Origin of the sequence: Leifsonia sp. 21MFCrub1.1, assembly GCF_900107895.1 — a bacterium.
In the GTDB taxonomy this organism is placed as follows: Bacteria; Actinomycetota; Actinomycetes; order Actinomycetales; family Microbacteriaceae; genus Leifsonia; species Leifsonia soli.
Map to the genome: position 1 here is coordinate 3,095,076 of NZ_LT629867.1, position 18,925 is coordinate 3,114,000.

Consider the following 18,925-nt stretch of genomic DNA (forward strand, 5'->3'; position numbering starts at 1 on the left):
GCCCATCCGCGGTAGCGTAGCTCAGCACCCCCGCCGATCAGGAGCCTGCCGCATGACGTTCGTCGCCGATCCCGCCCGCTACGATTCCATGCCCTACCGGCGTGCCGGACGCAGCGGCCTGCTGCTGCCGCCGCTGTCGCTCGGGCTGTGGCAGAACTTCGGGAGCACGCGCGCCTTCGAGACGCAGCGAGCGATCGTGCTGCGGGCGTTCGACGCCGGGATCACGCACTTCGACCTGGCGAACAACTACGGGCCTCCCCCCGGCGCGGCCGAGGAGGTGTTCGGCCGCATCCTCGCCACGGATCTGAAGGCCCACCGTGACGAGATCGTCGTCTCCACCAAAGCCGGTTACCTGATGTGGCCGGGCCCGTACGGCGACCACGGGTCGCGCAAGTACCTGCTGTCCTCCCTCGACCAGAGCCTCGCACGCCTCGGGCTCGACTACGTCGACGTCTTCTACCACCACCGGCCCGACCTGGAGACTCCGCTCGAGGAGTCGATGGGCGCCCTGACCACCGCCGTCGAGCGCGGGAAGGCCCTCTACCCCGCGATCTCCAACTACGGCGCCGAGCGCACTGCGGCCGCGGCCGCCCTGCTGGCGGAGGCCGGAACACCGCTGCTGCTGCATCAGCCGCGCTACTCCCTGTTCGACCGCTCGCCCGAGGACGGCGTCCTGGATGCGGTGGAGCAGGCGGGCGCCGCGGCCGTCGTCTTCTCCCCGCTGGCGCAGGGACTCCTGACCGACCGGTACCTGGGCGGCATCCCGGAGGGGTCGCGCGCCGTCACCAGCGCGTTCCTCCACGAGTCGGATCTCACCGAGGACGTGCTCTCCCGCGTCCGGGCGCTCAACGCGATCGCCGCCGAGCGCGGCCAGTCGCTCGCCCAGCTGGCCCTGCAGTGGGTGCTGCGGAACCCGGTGGTCGTCTCGGCGATCATCGGCGCGAGCAGCGTGCACCAGCTGGAGCAGAACCTGGGCGCGATCGACGGACCGGAGCTGACACCCGACGTGCTCGCCGCGATCGACGCGGCGCTGGCCTGATCCGCCTCCTGCTCAGGCCTCTGGGCCGACGAGCGCTGTGCCGACCCCCGCTGCGCCGACCCCCGCTGCGCCGCGATCAGCCGGAACGCCGGTGAAGACCGGCGGCGTCGACTCCCGCTGGATGACGCGGAAGGGCACCGCGATCTCCTCCGGCTCCCTGGTGTCGGCGTCGTCGTCGTCGATCCGCCGCACCAGCAGTTCGACGGCCCGACGGGCGATCTCGTCGCGTCCGGGGTCGATCGTCGACAGCGTCGGCATCGAGTAGTGCGTCTCGTCGATGTCGTCGAAGCCGATCAGCGCGACATCCTCCGGCACCCGGTATCCCGCCTCCTGGAGCACGCGGAGGGCGCCGAGTGCGAGGGTGTCGTTGAAGGCGACGACGGCGTCGAACGCGAGGCCCGTCTCCAGGAACGCGCGCATGGCGCGCGCGCCGTCGGCGCGATGCCATGTGCCGGCGGGCACGACGAAGCGCTCGTCGAACGCGACGCCGGCCGCGGCCAGCGCCTCCCGGTAGCCTGCGAGCCGCAGCCCGGCGGAGCCGATGACCTCGCCCGGGTGCGCACCGATCGCGAGCACCCGGCGGCGGCCTCCGGCCAGCACCAGCTCCGTCGCGGCGCGGGAGCCCTCCACGTTCTGCATGGTCACGTGATCCTTCGGACCGTTGAAGATGCGCTCGCCGAGGAGCACCATCGGCGTGCTCACCTCGGCGATGGTGTCGCGGTCCGACTCGTCGAGGCCGAGCACGCTGTAGAGGATGCCGTCGACCATCCGGCCGCTGCGGTTGCGCAGCACGGACAGCTCGCTCGCGCGGTCGTTGCCGAACTGCTCGATGAGCACCGAGAGCCCGCGCTCCCGGGCCGCCCGCATCACGGAGTCGGCGAGCTCGGCGAAGTACGCGTTGCGCAGCTCGGGGATGAGGAGGCTGATCACGTTGGTCCGCCCGGAGCGGAGGCTCCGCGCCGAGAGGTTGGGCGTGTAGTCCAGTTCGGCGATGGCGGCGAGGACCCGCTGACGCGTGCTGTCGCGGACGTACGGGTAGTCGTTGATCACGTTCGAGACGGTCTTGATCGACACCCCGGCAAGCCGGCTCACGTCGTGCAGCGTCGCTGCCATTCGTCCTCCTGGTGGGCTCCCACCCCACTGTACAACGTTGGATATCGGGAGGGCGATGGCCGTCGCGAGGCCGCCCGCCGACCGTCACGCGTCCGCGACGAGCGCCACCCCCTGCGGGTCGAGCCGGAGGCCGGCCGCCGATCCGCCGGTGAGGATGTCGGTGCCGGGCAGGTCGAGCGTCACCGCCTCCCGACCGTGGTTGATCGCGACGAGGAACGCGCCGCGGCGGACGAACTCCACCCCGGGCACGCGCGGCAGGCGCTCCACTCCGGCGTCGGCCAGGATCGCGTCGAGCAGCGCTCCGAGCGGTTCGGGATCGAGCCGGGTGGCGACGTACCAGGCCCGCCCGGACCCCCGGGGGTGGCGGGTCACGGCGGGATGCCCGTCCAGCGCTCCGCCATCGAAGACGGCCTCCACCTCGGCGGACTCGACGCGCACGTACTCCGACCAGAGCGACGCGGAGGCCCGGCCGCCGACGCGCTCGCCGCGGACGCCGACGGCGGGCGGCTCGCCGCCCCCGAGGGCGGCGAGGTCCGGTGCCGCGGGCGGGGCGAACTCCTCCACCCAGAGCCCGAGCGTCTCGCGCAGCGCTCCGAGGTACCCGCCCGTGCGCACGTGGAGGTCGGGGTCGAGGATGCCGGTCAGGTAGCCGACGACCAGCGATCCGCCCCCGGCCGCATACGCGTCGAGCGCCTCCAGCTGTGCGTCGCTCGCCACGAACAGCGACGGCACGACCACCGCCCGGTAGCGGGACAGCTCGCCCGTCGCCTGGACGAAGTCGACCGTGACGCCCGCCGAAGTCAGAGCGCTGTGCCAGCCCAGCACGTCGGCCAGGTACGAGACGGCGGTCGGCGACGCCTTCTGCTCGATCGCCCACCAGGAATCCCAGTCGAAGACGATGGCGACCTCGGTCGGCACCGGCTCGCCCAGCAGGCCGTCGACGGACGACAGGGTCGCGAGTTCGGAGCCCAGCTGCTCGACCTCGCGGAAGACGCGGGTGTCCGTCCCACCGTGGGGCAGCATCCCGGCGTGGAACTTCTCCGCGCCCGCGACCGCCTGCCGCCACTGGAAGAACAGGATGCCGTCGGCCCCGCGCCCGATGCTCTGGTACGACCAGGCGCGCATCTGCCCGGGGAGCTTCGCCGCGTTCCGCTCCCGCCAGTTCACCGCGCCGGGCGACTGCTCCATCAGCAGCCAGGGCGCGCCGCCGCCGAGCGAGCGCATCAGGTCGCGCTGCATGGCGCCGTACGCGGGTGCGAGCGGGTCGGCGGGATCGGGGTAGGAGTCGTCGGAGACGATGTCGACCTCCTGCGCCCACCGCCAGTAGTCGACCGGCTTGAAGAAGCCCATGAAGTTGGTCGTGATCGGCACCTCGGACCGGGCGCGGATGATCGCCGCCTCGGCCTGGAAGCAGGCCAGCAGCTCGTCGGAGCTGAAGCGGTCGAAGTCGAGCACCTGCGTCGGGTTCTTGAACGTGGGCGCGGCCCGCGGCGGGAGGATCTCGTCGAAGCCGGCGTAGTGCTGCGACCAGAAGGCGGTCCCCCAGGCGTCGTTGAGCGCTTCGATCGTGCCGTACTTCGCCTCCAGCCAGGCGCGGAAGGCGGCCGCGGACTCGTCGCAGTAGCAGTGGCTGACGTGGCAGCCGTACTCATTGTTGACGTGCCACAGCGCGAGCGCGGGATGGTCGGCGTAGCGCTCGACGATCCGCTCGACCAGGCGTGCGGCGTAGCGCCGGTACACCGGGGAGCTCGGGCAGTACGCCTGCCGGCTGCCCGACGAGAGCGTGACGCCGTCCACGGTCACCGGCAGCATCTCGGGATGCTTCAACGCCAGCCACGGCGGCGGCGATGCGGTCGCCGTGGCCAGATCGACGCGCACTCCGCCCGCGTGCAGCAGGTCGAGCACCTCGTCCAGCCAGGCGAAGTCGAACTCGCCGTCCCTGGGCTCGATGCGCGCCCACGAGAAGATGCCGACGGACGCGAGGTTCACGCCCGCCCGGTTCATCAGCCGCACGTCCTCGCGCCACACCTCCTCCGGCCACTGCTCGGGGTTGTAGTCGCCGCCGTACCAGAATCCACTCACTCTTTGACACTCCCGCTCGCTAGTCCGGTCGTCCAGTATCGCTGCAGGAACAGGAACGCGATGACCAGGGGGATGATCGACACGAGCGAACCCGTGATGACGACGGAGAACAGCGCCTGCGATCCCCCGCCGGCCGCGCTCGTCGCCTGCTGCTGGGCGAGCCCGACCGTCAGCGGGTAGAGCTCGGAGCTGTTCAGCATGATCAGCGGCAGGAAGTAGTTGTTCCAGGTGCCCACCAGCGCGAACAGGAACACCGTGACGATGCCCGGCCCGAGGAGGCGCAGACCGACCTGCCAGAAGATGCGGAACTCGCCCGCCCCATCCACCCGGCCGGCCTCGATCATGGAGTCGGGGATGGCGTCCGCCGCGTAGACCCGCATCAGGAAGACGCCGAACGGGCTGACCAGCGACGGCACGATGACCGCGGCCGGGGTGTTCGTGATGCCGATCTGGCTGAACATCAGGTACGTCGGCAGAGCCAGCGCCGTCAGCGGGATCATGATCGCCCCGAGCACGACGCTGAACATCAGGACCGCCCCGGGGAAGCGGTACTTCGCGAACGCGTACCCCGCCATCGTCGCGAGCAGCGACGCCCCGACCGCGCTGACGAGCGCGTAGACGAGCGTGTTGATCGCCCAGTGCAGGTAGATGCCGTTCTGCGCCGTGAACACGGCGCCGATGTTGGCGAACAGGTCGAAGGTGCGCCCGAAGGCGAAGCCGAACGTGGTGAACAGGTCGGCGTTGCTCTTCGTGGACGCGATGAACAGCCACACGATCGGCAGCACGAAGTACAGCGCGCAGATCCAGAGCAGGACGGTGAGCAGGGTGCTGCGCTGCGTCTCGCGGTTGTAGGCGCGTGCGCCGCGCCGCGACCGGCGGCGCGGGGAGGCGTCGCCGACGGCGGTCAGGGGGCGCCCGGTCGCGGTCTCAGTCATTGCGGGCCTCCTTCCGCTGGGTGGAGAGCTGGACGACGTACGACACGACCGCGATCACCAGGCCGAGCAGGAAGGCGATGGCAGCGGCGTAGTTGACGTCCTGGTTCGTGAACGCGAGGTTGTACGCGTAGTAGTTGGGCGTGTACCCGTTGTCGATGACGTTCGGCGCGAGCGCGTGCAGCAGGCTCGGCTCGTTGAAGAGCTGGAACGTACCGATGATCGAGAAGATCACCGTCAGGATGATCGCCGGCCGGATGCCGGGGATCTTGATGCTCCACGCCACCCGCCACTGGCTCGCGCCGTCGATCTCGGCGGCCTCGAACAGCTCCGTCGGGATCGAGCGGAGCGCCGCGTACATGATGATCATGTTGTAGCCGACGAAGGCCCAGGTGACGATGTTCATCATCGAGCCGAGCATGTTCTGGTCGCTCAGGAGGTCAGGCGCACCGAGTCCGACCGCGCGGAACGCCTGGGCGATCGGCCCGAAGTCGTTGCCGTACAGGTAGCCCCACATCAGCGTCGCGACGACGCCGGGCACGGCGAACGGCAGGAAGATCAGGAGCCGCAGGGCGACCGATCCCCGCACGCGCCCGCTGTCGAGGGCGAGGGCGAAGAACAGCGAGAGCGCCAGCATGATGGGCACCTGGATGACGAGGAAGAGCGCCATACGCCCGACACCCGCGAGGAAGTCCGGGTCGGTGAACGCCCGGACGTAGTTGGCGAAGCCGGCGAAGGTCTGGCCGCCGATCAGCTGCGTCGTGAACAGGCTGAGGTAGCCGGAGTAGAACAGCGGCAGCAGCAGCATGACGATGAAGACGATCATGAAGGGCGCAACGAACAGGTAGGCGGCGATGTTCAGCCGGCGTTGGTTCGCGTTCCTCCGCGGTCTCTGCTTCTCCGTGTGCTCGCGCGTGCGCACCCGGCCGGGTGCGACGGACTGGGTCATGGTGAACTCCCTTGTTCGAGCGCGGGGTGCGGGGCCGGCGGCGGATGCGCATCCACCGCCGGCCCTGATCCCTACTTGTTGACCGAGAAGCCCTGCTGGGTCCCGTAGCTGACCAGCGCCTTCTGCCAGGCGTCGAGCCCGGCCGAGAGATCGCCCTTGGCCGAGAGCGTTTTGCCCATCGTCTCGGTGTAGCTCGAGTAGGCGTAGTCCATGTAGGGCAGCCAGTCGAACTTGGTGTCGACGGTGGTGGAGATGCCGGCGAACAGCTTGTTGACCTCCTGGCCGCCGTAGAACTCCGCCTTCTGGTCGACGAACGCCGGGTCCTTCAGGGTGGAGTTCAGCGTCGGGAACAGGAACTGCTTGTTCGCGAACATCAGCGTCGACTCGGGGTCGTTGTTGATGAACTTCGCCAGCTCGTAGGCCGCGATCGGGTTCTTCGTCGTCTTCAGGACCGCGTCGGACGAACCGCCCCAGTTGCCCGAGGCCGGCTTGGTGCCCGGTGTCTGCGGAAGCTCGGCGGCGCGCCACAGCCCGGACGTCTTCGCCGCCGTCCCCTGCAGGAACACCGGAGCCCACGCCGCGGTCAGCCAGCCGGCGTACTTGCCGTTGGCGAGACCCTGGTACCAGCTGTCGGTGAAGTCGGGATCGGTGGAGACGTATCCCTTCTGGATGAGGTCCTGCCAGTACGAGGCGACCTTCTTCGCCTCCGCGCTGTTGACGTCGACCGTCACGCCCTTCTTCCCGTCGTAGCCGAACGGCTTGACGCCCGCCTGCCAGAGGAGGCCGAGCATCTGACCGGCCTGGCTGGAGGCGAGGTTCGACATGTAGACGCCGGTCTTCTCCTTGACCGTCGCTGCATCGGCCGCGTACTGCTCCCACGTGGTCGGGGGCGTGGTGACGCCGGCATTGTCGAGGATGTCCTTGCGGTACAGGTTGCCCATCGGGCCGGAGTCCTGCGGGATGGCGTAGACGCCGTCGTTCTGCTTCACCTGGTTCCAGACCCAGGGCACGTACTGGTCGCCGAGGTCGTTCGCCCCGTACGGGGTGAGGTTCAGGAGGCTGTCGGTGACGGTGAACGACGAGATGTACTGGAACTCGATCTGCGCGACGTCCGGGGCGCCCTTGCCCGCCTTCAGCGCCGTGCGCAGCTTCTGGTAGTGCGGAGCGCCCTGGCCGACGTTCTCGACCTTGACCTTGATCGCCGGGTACTTCTTCTCGAAGAGGGCGACCTCGTTCTTGATGTCGGGCACCCACGTCCAGAAGGTCAGGGTGGTCGGCGTCTTCATCGCCTTGTCGATGTCGGACTGCGAAACCGGCTTGGTGTTGTCGGCCGTCCCGCCTCCGCCGCCGGTGCAGCCGGCCAGCGCGAGGGCGACGGCCAGGAGGCCGGTGCCCAGCGCCACTGCTGTTCTCGGTGCTTTCTTCCTCATGAGCGTTCTCTTTCTCTTGGTGTTCCGGTCACGCCTGTGAACCGGCGACCTCGAACACGGCGACGCCGCGCGGTTCGAGGGTGAAACGGGACCCGGCGGCGAACCGCTCGCCGGTGTCCAGGCGGATGCTGTCCGCGGGCACGGTGACGACGTGCTCCGTCGCGGACCAGTTGTGCACGAAGGCGACGCCGTGGTCGCCGGCGCGGCCCGTGCTGACCGTGACGGGCGAGGCCGTCTGCCAGCGCCCGGCCGCCGTGTCGGGGACGAGCCAGCGGGCGAGGCTGCGGGCGAGCTCCCGGTTGGGGACCGTCCCGACGTAGGTGACGCGGCCCGCGCCGTACGGCGCCGTGGTGATCGCCGCATCCGCTCCGAGCTCGGTGCGCCGGTACGACACCAGGGTCGTGGCCGTCTCCACGTTCAGGATGTCGGCCCAGGCCGTCGCCTGCGCGCCCGGCTCGAGCTCGAATCCCGGGTCGGCAGCGCTGACCGGCAGCGGCTCCGCGAGGTTGCTGTACTCGTCGTACCAGACGCCGGCGGCGTCGTGCAGGCGGTCGGGCGCGACGGCCCGGCGGGCCCGGGCGAGCTCATCCCCGTAACCCGTGCGGATGCCCAGCACCAGGTGGCCACCGGCTTCGGCGTAGGCGCGGAGCGCGTCGAGGGTCGCATCGTCGGCGACGTACTCGGCGGCGGCGACGAGGATGGGGTGCTCGGCCGCCAGCTCGGCCGCCGACCGCTGGACGAACTGCCGCGTGTGCTGCACCCGCACCTGCGCGCCGGCCTCGCTGAAGCCGCGGTAGAACGCGTCGACGATGCGGCCGTACGACGCGCTGTCCGGTCCTCCATCGTCCGTCGCGAGCGGCGGATACGTCTCGAACGACCACTTGGTGTCGGTGGAGTGCAGCATGAGCACGTCGGCATCCGGCACGAACCCGTCGAGCGCATCGCCCAGACGCCCCAGGCTCGCGCCCAGCTCGGCCACCTCGCGGTAGATGCGGCCGGGCACCTGGCTGTGCGGGAGGACGCCGCCCCAGTACGTCTCCACCCCGAAGTGGAGGGTGTGCCAGTGCCAGTACTCGATCATCCGGGCACCTCGGCTGATCAGCGCATAGGCCGCCTGCATGATCTGGCCGGGGAAGGGCGGCTGGTTCTGCCAGGGGCCGCCGATCGACTGCGCGTTGGTCTCGGTGACGAGGAAGCGCTCCTGCGCCGAGGAGAACGCCCGGTCTCCCCACTGGAACAGCGCCCAGGGGCCGGTGTGCCACCACTCCGCGCGGCGCGGCAGGTCGACGTCGGCCGAGAGGCCGTCCTGCATCAGGTAGTAGGGGTTGCCCGCGGTGATGTCGAGGGAGGCGACCAGCTCGTCGTCCGAGATCTGCGGACGCGAGTACGAGATGCAGGTGGTGACGAACTGGTCCTCCCGCGCGTATTCGCGCACGATGTCCGCCTGCCAGGCGATGAGGCCGGTGGCCTGTTCGCCCTGGAACCGGCGCCACTCCAGCTGGTACTGGGGCATGAGGTTGCCGCCCGGCCGCCAGAGCTCCGACCACTCCGCGATGCGGTGCGACCAGTAGACGAGCCCCCACTCCTCGTTGAGGCGCTCAACCGTGCCGTAGCGCCTCCGCAGCCAGGCGACGAACGCCTGGAACGTCGTCTCGTTGTGCGGGAGGTTGTTGCCCGGCTCGTTGTCGACCTGGTAGCCGATCACCGCCGGGTGGTCCGCATAGCGGGCGACCATCTTCCGGATGATCCGCTCGGCGTACCACCGGTAGACGGTGGAGGACTGGTCCATCTCCTGGCGGGCTCCCCAGCCGATGGCGTGACCGGCGCCGTCGACCGCGGCGATCTCCGGGTGGAGCGTCTGCAGCCACGGCGGGATGGCGTAGGTCGGCGTCCCGAGGATCACGGCGATGCCGCGCGCGTGGGCTCCGTCGAGCACCGGCTGCAGCCAGTCGAGGTCGAACTCGCCGTTCCGCGGCTCCCAGGTGGACCACACCGACTCGCCGACCCGGATGACGGTGAATCCCGCCTCCTTCATGAGGTCGAGGTCGCGATCGAGCGTCCCCTCCTGCTGGTACTCGGCGTAGTAGGCGGCTCCGAAGAGCACACCGGGGAACGGGGGGTTCTGCGTCATCGTCGACCTTCCGCATCGTTGCGTGTTGTCGACAACATCGTGGCGCATACCACTCAATGTTGTCGACAACATTTGTTGCTGGTGATGCTACACAGACCGAGCAGCGGGGCACAACCACCGAGACCGGATGGTTATCTTCCGGTCGCGGGAACCTCCGCCGTCGAGGCTCGACGGACCAGCTCCGGCAGGCGGTATCCGGGGACATCGGCCACGTCGCCGCCCTCGATCTTCGCGATGAGCACGTTCATCAGGTAGGCGCCCTCCCCCTCGAAGTCGAGCCGGATGGTCGAGAGCGACGGCAGGTGGAACCGCGACTCCGGGGCGTCGTCCATCCCGATCACGCTCACGTCGTCCGGCACACGGCGACCGCGCTCCGCCAGCCCGAAGATCAGACCGATCGCCATGCTGTCGTTGGCGAGGGCGACAGCGGTCACCTCGTCCGGAAGCTGCTGCGCCGCGCGGTACCCGGCCTCGGCCGACCAGTCGCCCTCGTACTCCCAGACCACGTCGAGCCCCCGCTCGGCGGCGACCGCGAGGAAGCCGCTGCGCCGCTCCCCCGCGGCGATCCAGACGGCCGGCCCGTTCACGAACGCCACGCGGCGATGCCCCAGGTCGGCGAGGTGCGCCGCCGCGAGCCGGCCGGGGTGGGCGCGGGGGTTCGCGCCGGATGAGGACAGCCCCTCCCCCGAGTCGATCGAGATCGGGACGTCGAGGCCGCGGTTCGCGACGGCCTCCCGCACCGCGTCCGTCTGGGCCGTCGCGAACACCCCGGCGATCTGGTGCTCCATGACCACGTCCAGCGCCGCGTCGACGGAGTCCACATCCTCTCCGTCCATGGACGCGATGTCGAGGACGTACCCGCGGCTCCGCGCCGCCGTCGTCGCACCGGCGATGATGCGGCCGGGGCCGGAGAGCTCCATCCGGTGGGCGAGGATGCCGATCCGGTTGGATTGCCGCGAGCGCAGCCAGCGGGCGGCGCCGTTGGGCCGGTAGTTCAGTTCGTCGATCGCGGCTTGGACTTTCGCCCGCGTCGCCGGGCGGATGCCCTCGAATCCGTTGAGGAACCGGGTGACCGTCTGGTGCGAGACCCCCGCGTGGCGTGCCACATCGTAGATGGTGGCGCGTTTCATGTGATGAAGTGTAGCCACACCGGGCGGCGACACCGCCCGGGTCAGTACTCGATGCGGCCCGAGCGGTTGTGGAACTCGCCCGTCGGGCCGTCCGCACCGATGGTGGCCAGCATCACCGTGGCGTCGGTCCCCTCCTGGATGGTCTGGTGCCCGCTGTACCCGTTGAACTCCGTCGCGGTGTAGCCGGGATCGCTCGCGTTGACGCGGAACCCCGGGAGGCTCTTCGCGTACTGCACCGTCAGCGCGATGACCGCCGCCTTCGATGCCGCATACGGGATGCCGAGCACGGGGTACTCGTCGTGGCCCGGCGTCGACAGCCAGCGCGGCCAGCCCACTCCCGAGGCGACGTTCACGATGACGGGCGCCGCCGACCGGCGGAGCAGCGGCAGGCACGCCTGGGTGACGCGGACGACGCCGACGACGTTCGTATCGAGCGTCTGCACCAGGGATGCGGCGTCGAGGTCGTCGACGCCCTGCCGTGACGGACCGAGCACGCCCGCGTTGTTGACGAGCACATCCAGCGCGGGCAGGGAGGCGACCGCGGCATCCACGCTCGCCTGGTCGGTGACGTCGAGGGCGATCGGGATGGCGCCGAGCGCGCGCGCCTCGTCTCCCGTCGCGGTGTCGCGCATCCCGGCGTAGACGGTGTGTCCGGCCTCGATGAGGCGGCGGGCGGTCTCGAGACCGAGGCCGCGGTTGGCTCCTGTGATCAGTGTGGTCGTCATGTCCTCGATCCTGCGCGCCGGCCGGGAAGATGCCCAGGCACCGCTCTTCGGGGGTACCCGCAGTACCAGGGTGACCCGCGCGGCCGGACGTACGATGAGCCCATGAGCGAGTTCGCGGCGGTGCTGCGGTCGTGGCGCGACCGGGTCGACCCGATCGAGGTCGGCCTGCCCGCCGGCGCGGGCCGGCGCACGCCGGGGCTGCGGCGGGAGGAGCTCGCCGCCCTCGCGGGCGTGAGCGTCGACTACATCGTGCGTCTGGAGCAGGGGCGCGCGACGAATCCGTCGCCTCAGCTCCTCAGCGCGCTCGCCCGCGCGCTCCGCCTCTCCGGGGAGGAGCGGGACCACCTGTTCCGCGTCGCCGGAACCGCGCCGTCCCCGGCGGGCAGCATCCCGAGGCACCTCACGCCGGGCGTTCAGCGCATCCTCGACCGGATCGGGGATGTGCCCCTCGGCGTCTTCACGGCGGCCTGGGACTTCCTGGTCTGGAATCCGCTCTGGACGGCCCTGTTCAAGGACCCGTCTGAGGCGGCGGGCCTCGATCGCAACCTGGTCTGGCGGCACTTCACCCACGGCCAATCCGGCGTCGAGTTCGACGATGTCCACGCCGAGGAGTTCTCGGCCGACCTCGTCGCCGACCTCCGCCAGGCGCACGGCCGCTACCCGGAAGACCGGGACCTCGACCGCTTGATCTCCCGCCTGCGGGCCGCCTCCCCCGATTTCGATCGCCGTTGGGCCGTCGCGCGCGTCGCCACCCACCGTTCGAGCAGGAAGACGATGACCGACACCGTGGTCGGCCCGATCACCGTGGACTGCGACGTGCTCACCGTGCCAGACGGCGACCTGCGTATCGTCGTGTACACCGCCGTTCCCGGCAGCGAGGACGCGGCCAAGCTCGACCTGCTCCGGGTCACCGGGGTCGAGCGGTTCGCCCCGGCGGCAGCCCCGGCGACCTAGGCCGGACCCACCGCGTCAGCATCCCTCGCGCCCGCCCCCAGCGCGCGGGCCCACACCTCGCGGTGCACGGTGACGTAGCGCGTCACGGTTCGCCAGTGCTCGCCGTGACCTGTCGCGAACATCGTCGCCCACGGCTCCCGGCCGGAGCGGCTGGACGAGTGGAGCAGGTCGTACATCGCCCGGGTCCTCCGGCCCATCTCCGCCGGGAGGCGGCGGCGCAGCTCAGGTTCGGCGCCGTAGCCGTCGACGAACGCCGCCAGATCGCGCGCCGAGTCCTCGGGTGCGCGACCGGCGTCGTTGAGCGTGAACGCCTGGGCGGCGTAGGCCAGGTCCCACAGCCGGGTGCTGGGCGCAGACGCGTCCCAGTCGATGAAGACCCAGCGGTCGCCGACGATCAGGTTCCAGGGAGCGAGATCGTTGTGACAGATCAGCTCGTCGCCGGGTGCGGGGATCGCCGTCACCCACACGGCGCCCGGCGGCGGGACGAAGTCGCCCCCGGCGTCATGGATGCGCCGCACCATCGCTCCGACGCGGCGCAACTGGTCCGGGGAGAGCGGGCCGGCATCCATCGCCAGACGGCCCGGCACGTACTCCTGGATCCGGCGCCCCGCCTCATCGCGGCCCAGCGGGGCCGGCGCATCCACGCCGGCTGCGCGCAGATGCTCGACGAACGACACGACGGCCGGAGTCGCCGCCGTCCACGGCTTCCGGACCGTGCGGCCGATGCGCACGACCGTGCCGCCGGCGTTGCCTCCAGCGAGCGACTGCTCCTCTTCCACAGGGAGAGGCTAACGGTGGCACTGGCGGCCCGGCGGCCCCGCCGTCATACTGACCGCATGGGCGGCACCGGAGAATCGGGACGAGACGAGGGCAACCGCCTGGTGCGGTTCCTGAAACGCAAGTGGCTGGCGATCGTCCTCATCCTGCTGCTGGTCGTCGTCGCCGTGCAGAACCTCGTCGCGGACGACCGCGCGACCATCTTCGTGCTGTGGACGCAGGTGCGGGTGCCGACGTGGCTGCTCGTGGTGCTCGTCTTCCTGATCGGCGGAATCGTCGGCTGGGTGCTCGCGCGCAACCGCGCCGCTAGGCGCGCGCGGCGCTGACGGTGGCCGGCGGCAACGCGACGACAGCAGGCGTCATCGCGACGGCGACCCCGTCCGGCTCCTGAGGAAGTGTGCGATCCGCTCCGTGGCGGCCTCCGCCTCCGGGGTTCCCAGCAGGAGCGGGAAGACGTGCGGCAGTCCATCGCCGACCACCACCTCCACCTCGACGCCGGCGGCGGTCGCCGTCTCCGCGAGGCGTTCGGAATCGCTCAGCAGCAGGTCGGCGGTCCCCACCTCGACGTGGATGGGAGGCAGGCCGGCGAGGGACGCGAACAGCGGAGAGGCCGCCGGCAGACGGGGATCCGCACCGGCGAGGTAGTCGGCCGCCAGCCGGGCGAGCAGCTGCGGCGTCGAGACCGGGTCCTCCGCGACGCGGTCGCGCATCGAGCGACCGGACCCGGTCAGGTCGACCGTCGGCGACATCAGCACGACACCGCTCGGGAGCGGCTCTCCGTCGTCTCGCGCTGCGGCGAGGAGGGAGACCGCCAGACCCCCTCCCGCCGAGTCGCCGGCGACAGCGACAGCCGACGGGTCGCATCCACGGTCTCGCCAGAGCCACTGCCAGGCGGTTCGGACGTCGTCGAGCGCAGCGGGGAAGGGATGCTCGGGCGCGAGACGGTAGTCCACGAACAGCACCCGCATCCCCGCGGCCCGGCCCAGGCGTGCGGCCAGTTCGCCGTCGCTCCGGAGGGAGCCGAACTGGAAGCCGCCGCCGTGCAGGAAGATCAGCACGCGATCCGGCATCGCCCCGGGGGCATCGAGCCACGTCGCCGGGACTCCGCCCGCATCGACGGCGGTGATCACGACGTCGGCCGGCACCGGGTGCAGGACATCCCCTGGCACGAACTCCTCCCGCGCCTGCTCCAGCGTCGGCTCCGGCCTCCCTGCCGCCTCCGACGCGGCGGCAGTGCTCCGGCGGGCGCGCATGACCGCCAGCGCGGCCTCCATCTGCTCGCTGAGCACGGCGGCCGTCAGCTCACGGCGGTGCCGGCGGCGTCCTCGACGAGCACCTCGGTCAGCCGCCCCGTCTGCACCCCGAAGAGGAACCCGCGGACGGGGATATCGGAGGAGATCCAGGGATGCGAGCGCACCTTCCGCACCTGCTCCCGCGTGTTCTGCTCCGCATCCGTGAAGGTGAAGAACTGTGCGGGAGCGATCGGGTAGCTCCCCGTCTCCGCGCGCAGCCGCTCGACCAGGTCGTCGCCCGCGAACCGGGACAGACCGCAGTCGTCGTGATTGATGATGAGGATCTCGCTCGTGCCGAGCATCCGCGTCGAGACGATCAGGGACCGCATGGTGTCGTCGTCGATCACCGTCCCCACATTGCGGATGAGATCGACGTCGGCGTCCGGAAGCCCCATCAGCCGTACGATTCCGCTGAGGCGGGGATCCGCGCAGGTGACGACTGCGATCGTGGGCGCGGGCGGCCCTCCGGTCGGTCGGTACTCCTCGGCGAGGGTCGCGTTGGCGCGCAGCGCGTCGTCCGTGATGCTCATGGTCGCAGCTCCTTCTGTCGCCCGGGGACGACGTCCTGAGGCCCGGGCGCATGGCCACGATACGGTCGCCGCAGGCGTCCTGCGTGCGGGGTTTCCGCCAACATCCCGCGCTCCGCCGAGATGGTGGGGGTTCACGCCGGGGCGGCGGAGAAGGACTCGGCTGCCGGCCCCGATGACTCGCCGGCAGCCGAGCGTCGTCAGCCTGCGGCGGGGATCCACACCCGCATCAGGCTCGGTCCGCGGTTCGCCCAGTGGGCGTACGGCATGAGGTCCGCCGTGACCGCCCGGCCCGACCGGGCGGTCACGGCGGCGTCGAGGCGGCGGTACGGCCAGTCGTCGGGGGCGTCGTTGCGCCCATCGTCCACGATCAGGCGCACGGAGGCACCTGTGGCGGTGGATTCGGGAGCCGTCGCCGTATCGATCCGAACCCGGTCGAAGGCGACACCCTCCGGGAGGTCCACCGACTCTAGGCACAGCACGAGCGGTCCGCGCTCGACGGCCACCGTCCCGCGGACCGCGTCGACACCGTCGGGCGCGACGGTGAACCGCGGGGACGTGTCCAGCTCGAGCACCAGCTCGTCGCCTGCGGCGAACGCGCGACGGACGCGCAGCGTGTCGCCGTCCACCGGCAGGGCTCCGCCGTTGAGGCTCGCACGCGCCCGGCCGCGGGACCAGGCGGGGATGCGCAGGCACAGCGTGAACTCGGACGCCTCCGTCACCGAGACGACGACGCGGCCGTCGAAGGGGTAGCCAGTGCGGACGGCGAGGGCGACGCGACGACCGTCCGGCAGTGCCGTGTCCACCTCCAGATCCGCGAACTGGTGGAGCTGCACCCCGTCGTCGTCGGCCGTCGCGAAGTACGCGCCGACGCTGGCCAGGGTGCGGGCGACGTTCGTCGGGCAGCAGGACACCTCGAACCAGGGGGCGCGGAGGTTCGCCTCGGCCCGCTCGCTCAGCTCGTCGTCGTGCGTTTCGGACGCCAGCTCGCGCTGGTGGAGCGTGTTCGCGTAGTAGAAGGCGCGGCCGTCCGCGCGCGGCGACACCAGCACCGCGTTGAGGAGCGTCCGCTCGATGAGATCCGCGTGGGACGGGTCGGCGGTCTGCAGGAGCAGCCGCCAGCTCACCATCACGGAGCCGATGGCCGCGCAGGTCTCGGCGTATGCGCGATCGGGAGGCAGCTCGTCGTCGGCGCCGAACTCCTCGTTCTGGTGGTGCGAGCCGATGCCGCCGGTGAGATACGTGCGGTGCGCGACGGTCCGCCGCCACTGCCGTTGCACCGCGGCCAGCAGGCCGTCGTCGCCGGTCTCGACGGCGACGTCGGCGGCTCCCGCCGTGAAGTAGGCGGCGCGGACGGCGTGGCCGCGCAGCACCGTCGCCTCCCGCACCGGCATGTCGTCGAGGAAGTAGTCGCTGCCCTGGAACAGGGTCGTCGCGAGGGTGCGACGCCCGCGCCGCTCGACGAAGATCCGCGCCAGCTCGACGTAGCGCGGCTCGCCGAGGGCGCGCCCCAGCTCCACCAGGGCCGGCTCGATCTCCGGGTGGCCGCAGATCGCATCCCGCCCCTCCTCGCCGAACTCGCGGTCGACGTGGTCGGCGAGCCGGCGTGCCACGCGGACCAGGACGTCGTCGGGATGCCCGCTCCGGGCACGGGCGACGGCCGCCTGGATGAGGTGGCCGAAGCAGTACAGTTCGTGACCCCACTCGAGATCGCTGTACCGCGGACGCTGACCGGGACGGCCGAACGCCGTGTGCAGATATCCGTCCGGCTCCTGAGCCGCGGCCACCCGGTCGACGAGAGCGGAGTAGCGCGCCTCGAGCGCCGCATCCGGATGACGGCCGAGCTCCCAGGCCATCGCCTCCAGCAGCTTGTAGACCTCCGAGTCGACGAACTCGATGCCGTCGTGGTGCTCGGCGACCGTTCCGTCTGCGGCGCGGTCGAAGTTGCCGATCCAGCCGATCCGCTCCATCCACGTCTCGCAGTGGTCGAGGATGACGGTCGCGTTCAGCTCCTGCGTGTCGGCCCAGAACCCTCCCGAGATGCGGACCTCGTCCGGTCCGAGCGGCCGGAGGACGCTGCGGGACGGGACCACCGGCCCCCCGGCGAGCACGGCGGTGGTGGTGAGGGTCATCGTTCTCCCGAAGGTCGGTGGGCGGCGAGCAGCAGGTAGACGGCGGCCGTCCAGGTGTATGCACGGTCGCGCAGGCCGTCGCCGGTGAGCGCGTCGAAGTTCTCGGCGAAGCCCGAGCGCTCGCAGGCGGCGAGAAAGGCGCTGGCGACCCGGTCGGCCGTCCCGGCGTGACCTGCACGACGCAGACCGTCGACGATCAGGTGCGTGCTCGGCGCCCACACCGGCCCGCGCCAGTAGCCGTCCGCGGTGTACTCCGGCGACCCGGGCAGCTCGGTGGCCGGCCCCCACGGGGTCAGATGCGACTCCACCACGGCGGCGAGCGCCGCGGCGATGTCGGCGGGAAGCCGCTCGCCGAGCACGATGGGCAGGGCACCGAGCAGGCTCGTGGAGCTGGACGGCCGGCCCGAGGCGACCGACCGGGCGACGAAGCGGTCGCCGGCCCACAGCTGCTCGAACAGCGCCCGCTCGAGCGCGATCCGCTCGTCCTCCCACTCGGCGGCGGACTCTCCGAGCTCGAGCGCCAGGCGGGCCAGCTCGTCCAGTTGCAGGATGAGGAACGCGGCGAGGTCGGGCGACTCCACCACCCGGTCCCGGTCGAAGAGGGTGGCGTTGTCCCACCCGCTGTCGTTGCCGTGCTGGTAGTACGGGAGGGCATGGCCGGGTGCGCGGCGGCTGTCGAGCCAGAACCGTGTCCAGGCGGAGAGCCTGCGGTACACCAGGCGCAGCGCGCCGTCGTCGAAGGGTGTGGAGACGCGCTCCCGCAGCAGCCGGAAGGCCCAGCCGTGGATGGGCGGCTTCACGAAGTTGTAGAGCACCTCGGAGTGCGTGACCGAGTCGGGCAGCGCTCCTCCGGCATCCTGGTGGTCGAAGGGCAGCAGGAACTGGTCCAGTGCGGCCTCCGGGTCGAGCGGCGCGAGGGCGAGGGCGTTGAAGCAGTGGTCCCACGACCAGACCTTGTCCATCCAGTGCTTGGACATGAGCACCGCCTCGCGGCCGACGAAGCCGCCGGGCTCGACGGTGGCCGACCAGAGCACGTACGCGGCCTTCACGGCGGTCGGCGTCGCGGCGGCCCCGGCGAGAAGCCCGGAGCAGTACGCCGCGAACTCCGCTCGCCGGTGCCGCACCAGGTCGTCGAAGGAGGCGGTGGCGCCGAGTGGACGGACGCCCGCCTCGGTCTGCTCGACCCGGAGCTCCCACGGGTCGTCCGCGCCGAACGCCACCTCACGTGCGCCACTGCCGAGCAGCCCATCGCCCACGACCTCCGCCGCCCCGGCGAGAACGGTGAAGCGGTAGCGCCGGCCGGTCTCGTAGCTGGTCAGGGTGATCGCGCCGTCGACGGGGTCGGTGAACAGGTACCCGCCCGTGAACGGCGTCAGCTCGTCCGAGGCGGAGAACCGCATCCCGAGCCCGCGTCCGCGGAAGCGCACGGCGCCGGGATGCTCGAACACGGCCTCGACGCGGCCGTCGCCCGCCGTCCAGGCGACCCGGGACGCGGTGGCGTCGACGCGGGCCGCGGCGGCGCCGGGCACCACCGGTGTGAGCCGGACCACGGCGTGCATCCCGGTGACATGGCTGACGAGATGGAGGGCGTCGGACACCTGGTGCGTGCCGACCACCGGCGAGATGTCGAGCCAGCTGCCGCGGACGGAGAAGGGGATCTCGCCGAGGTCGAAGGCGATGTCGGTCGAGGTGACGGTGCTGAGGTCGGTCAC

Annotated in this window: 16 protein-coding genes; 3 read left to right on the forward strand and 13 right to left on the reverse strand. The window is 71.1% G+C overall.

Annotated features, from left to right (window positions below):
- The first annotated feature begins 52 nt into the window (after window positions 1–52).
- Window positions 53–1,039, forward strand: coding sequence for an aldo/keto reductase (locus BLW09_RS14655; protein ID WP_089914243.1), 987 nt, complete (start codon window positions 53–55; stop codon window positions 1,037–1,039).
- A 12-nt stretch (window positions 1,040–1,051) separates the two neighbouring features.
- Here the strand turns inward: BLW09_RS14655 and BLW09_RS14660 are convergent, their stop codons facing one another.
- The 8 genes from BLW09_RS14660 to BLW09_RS14695 all read right to left on the reverse strand — a co-directional run bounded on the left by BLW09_RS14660 (window position 1,052) and on the right by BLW09_RS14695 (window position 11,531).
- Complete coding sequence (locus BLW09_RS14660) at window positions 1,052–2,152, reverse strand: LacI family DNA-binding transcriptional regulator (protein WP_231946879.1); 1,101 nt, start codon at window positions 2,150–2,152, stop codon at window positions 1,052–1,054.
- An 84-nt stretch (window positions 2,153–2,236) separates the two neighbouring features.
- Entirely contained in the window at window positions 2,237–4,234 is a 1,998-nt protein-coding gene (locus tag BLW09_RS14665; protein WP_089914246.1) for a beta-galactosidase, read from the reverse strand.
- A complete protein-coding gene (locus BLW09_RS14670; RefSeq protein WP_089914250.1) occupies window positions 4,231–5,169 on the reverse strand; it encodes a carbohydrate ABC transporter permease in 939 nt (312 codons plus the stop codon). Before BLW09_RS14670 ends, BLW09_RS14665 begins: the two co-directional genes overlap by 4 nt.
- Window positions 5,162–6,115: a carbohydrate ABC transporter permease gene (locus tag BLW09_RS14675; protein WP_089914253.1), complete on the reverse strand. Its 954-nt coding sequence runs from the start codon at window positions 6,113–6,115 to the stop codon at window positions 5,162–5,164. The genes BLW09_RS14670 and BLW09_RS14675 overlap by 8 nt, the downstream gene beginning before the upstream one ends.
- 71 nt (window positions 6,116–6,186) lie before the next feature.
- The gene (locus BLW09_RS14680; RefSeq protein WP_231946880.1) at window positions 6,187–7,545 is read right to left on the reverse strand and encodes an ABC transporter substrate-binding protein; all 1,359 of its coding nucleotides are present in this window, start codon (window positions 7,543–7,545) and stop codon (window positions 6,187–6,189) included.
- A gap of 28 nt (window positions 7,546–7,573) precedes the next feature.
- A complete protein-coding gene (locus BLW09_RS14685; RefSeq protein WP_089914259.1) occupies window positions 7,574–9,676 on the reverse strand; it encodes a beta-galactosidase in 2,103 nt (700 codons plus the stop codon).
- Window positions 9,677–9,807: 131 nt separating this feature from the next.
- Window positions 9,808–10,806, reverse strand: a complete 999-nt coding sequence (locus BLW09_RS14690; RefSeq protein ID WP_089914262.1) for a LacI family DNA-binding transcriptional regulator — start codon at window positions 10,804–10,806, stop codon at window positions 9,808–9,810.
- Window positions 10,807–10,847: 41 nt separating this feature from the next.
- Window positions 10,848–11,531: an SDR family NAD(P)-dependent oxidoreductase gene (locus BLW09_RS14695; RefSeq protein ID WP_089914264.1), complete on the reverse strand. Its 684-nt coding sequence runs from the start codon at window positions 11,529–11,531 to the stop codon at window positions 10,848–10,850.
- 102 nt (window positions 11,532–11,633) lie between these two features.
- Here BLW09_RS14695 and BLW09_RS14700 point away from each other — a divergent pair, with 102 nt between their 5' ends.
- The gene (locus tag BLW09_RS14700) at window positions 11,634–12,485 is read left to right on the forward strand and encodes a helix-turn-helix transcriptional regulator (protein WP_089914267.1); all 852 of its coding nucleotides are present in this window, start codon (window positions 11,634–11,636) and stop codon (window positions 12,483–12,485) included.
- On the opposite strand, the gene BLW09_RS14705 is transcribed toward BLW09_RS14700, so the two are convergent.
- Window positions 12,482–13,264 carry a phosphotransferase gene (locus tag BLW09_RS14705; protein WP_089914270.1) on the reverse strand — a complete coding sequence of 261 codons (783 nt, stop codon included), beginning with the start codon at window positions 13,262–13,264 and terminating at the stop codon, window positions 12,482–12,484. The two genes, BLW09_RS14700 and BLW09_RS14705, sit on opposite strands and share 4 nt — an antisense overlap.
- Before the next feature lie 57 nt (window positions 13,265–13,321).
- Between BLW09_RS14705 and BLW09_RS14710 the strand changes: the two genes are divergently transcribed.
- On the forward strand, window positions 13,322–13,588 hold the full coding sequence (locus BLW09_RS14710) for a DUF1049 domain-containing protein (RefSeq protein ID WP_089914272.1): 267 nt from the start codon (window positions 13,322–13,324) through the stop codon (window positions 13,586–13,588).
- A gap of 33 nt (window positions 13,589–13,621) precedes the next feature.
- Here BLW09_RS14710 and BLW09_RS14715 read toward each other — a convergent pair whose 3' ends face one another.
- The 4 genes from BLW09_RS14715 to BLW09_RS14730 form a co-directional block, all read right to left on the reverse strand.
- Window positions 13,622–14,551 carry an alpha/beta hydrolase gene (locus BLW09_RS14715; RefSeq protein WP_089914275.1) on the reverse strand — a complete coding sequence of 310 codons (930 nt, stop codon included), beginning with the start codon at window positions 14,549–14,551 and terminating at the stop codon, window positions 13,622–13,624.
- Between the two features lie 8 nt (window positions 14,552–14,559).
- Window positions 14,560–15,084 carry a beta-class carbonic anhydrase gene (locus BLW09_RS14720; RefSeq protein ID WP_089914277.1) on the reverse strand — a complete coding sequence of 175 codons (525 nt, stop codon included), beginning with the start codon at window positions 15,082–15,084 and terminating at the stop codon, window positions 14,560–14,562.
- Between the two features lie 197 nt (window positions 15,085–15,281).
- Window positions 15,282–17,213 (reverse strand): glycoside hydrolase family 127 protein, encoded by a 1,932-nt coding sequence (locus BLW09_RS14725; protein WP_089914280.1) that lies wholly within the window; start codon window positions 17,211–17,213, stop codon window positions 15,282–15,284.
- Window positions 17,210–18,925, reverse strand: a complete 1,716-nt coding sequence (locus BLW09_RS14730; protein WP_089914283.1) for an amylo-alpha-1,6-glucosidase — start codon at window positions 18,923–18,925, stop codon at window positions 17,210–17,212. The genes BLW09_RS14725 and BLW09_RS14730 overlap by 4 nt, the downstream gene beginning before the upstream one ends.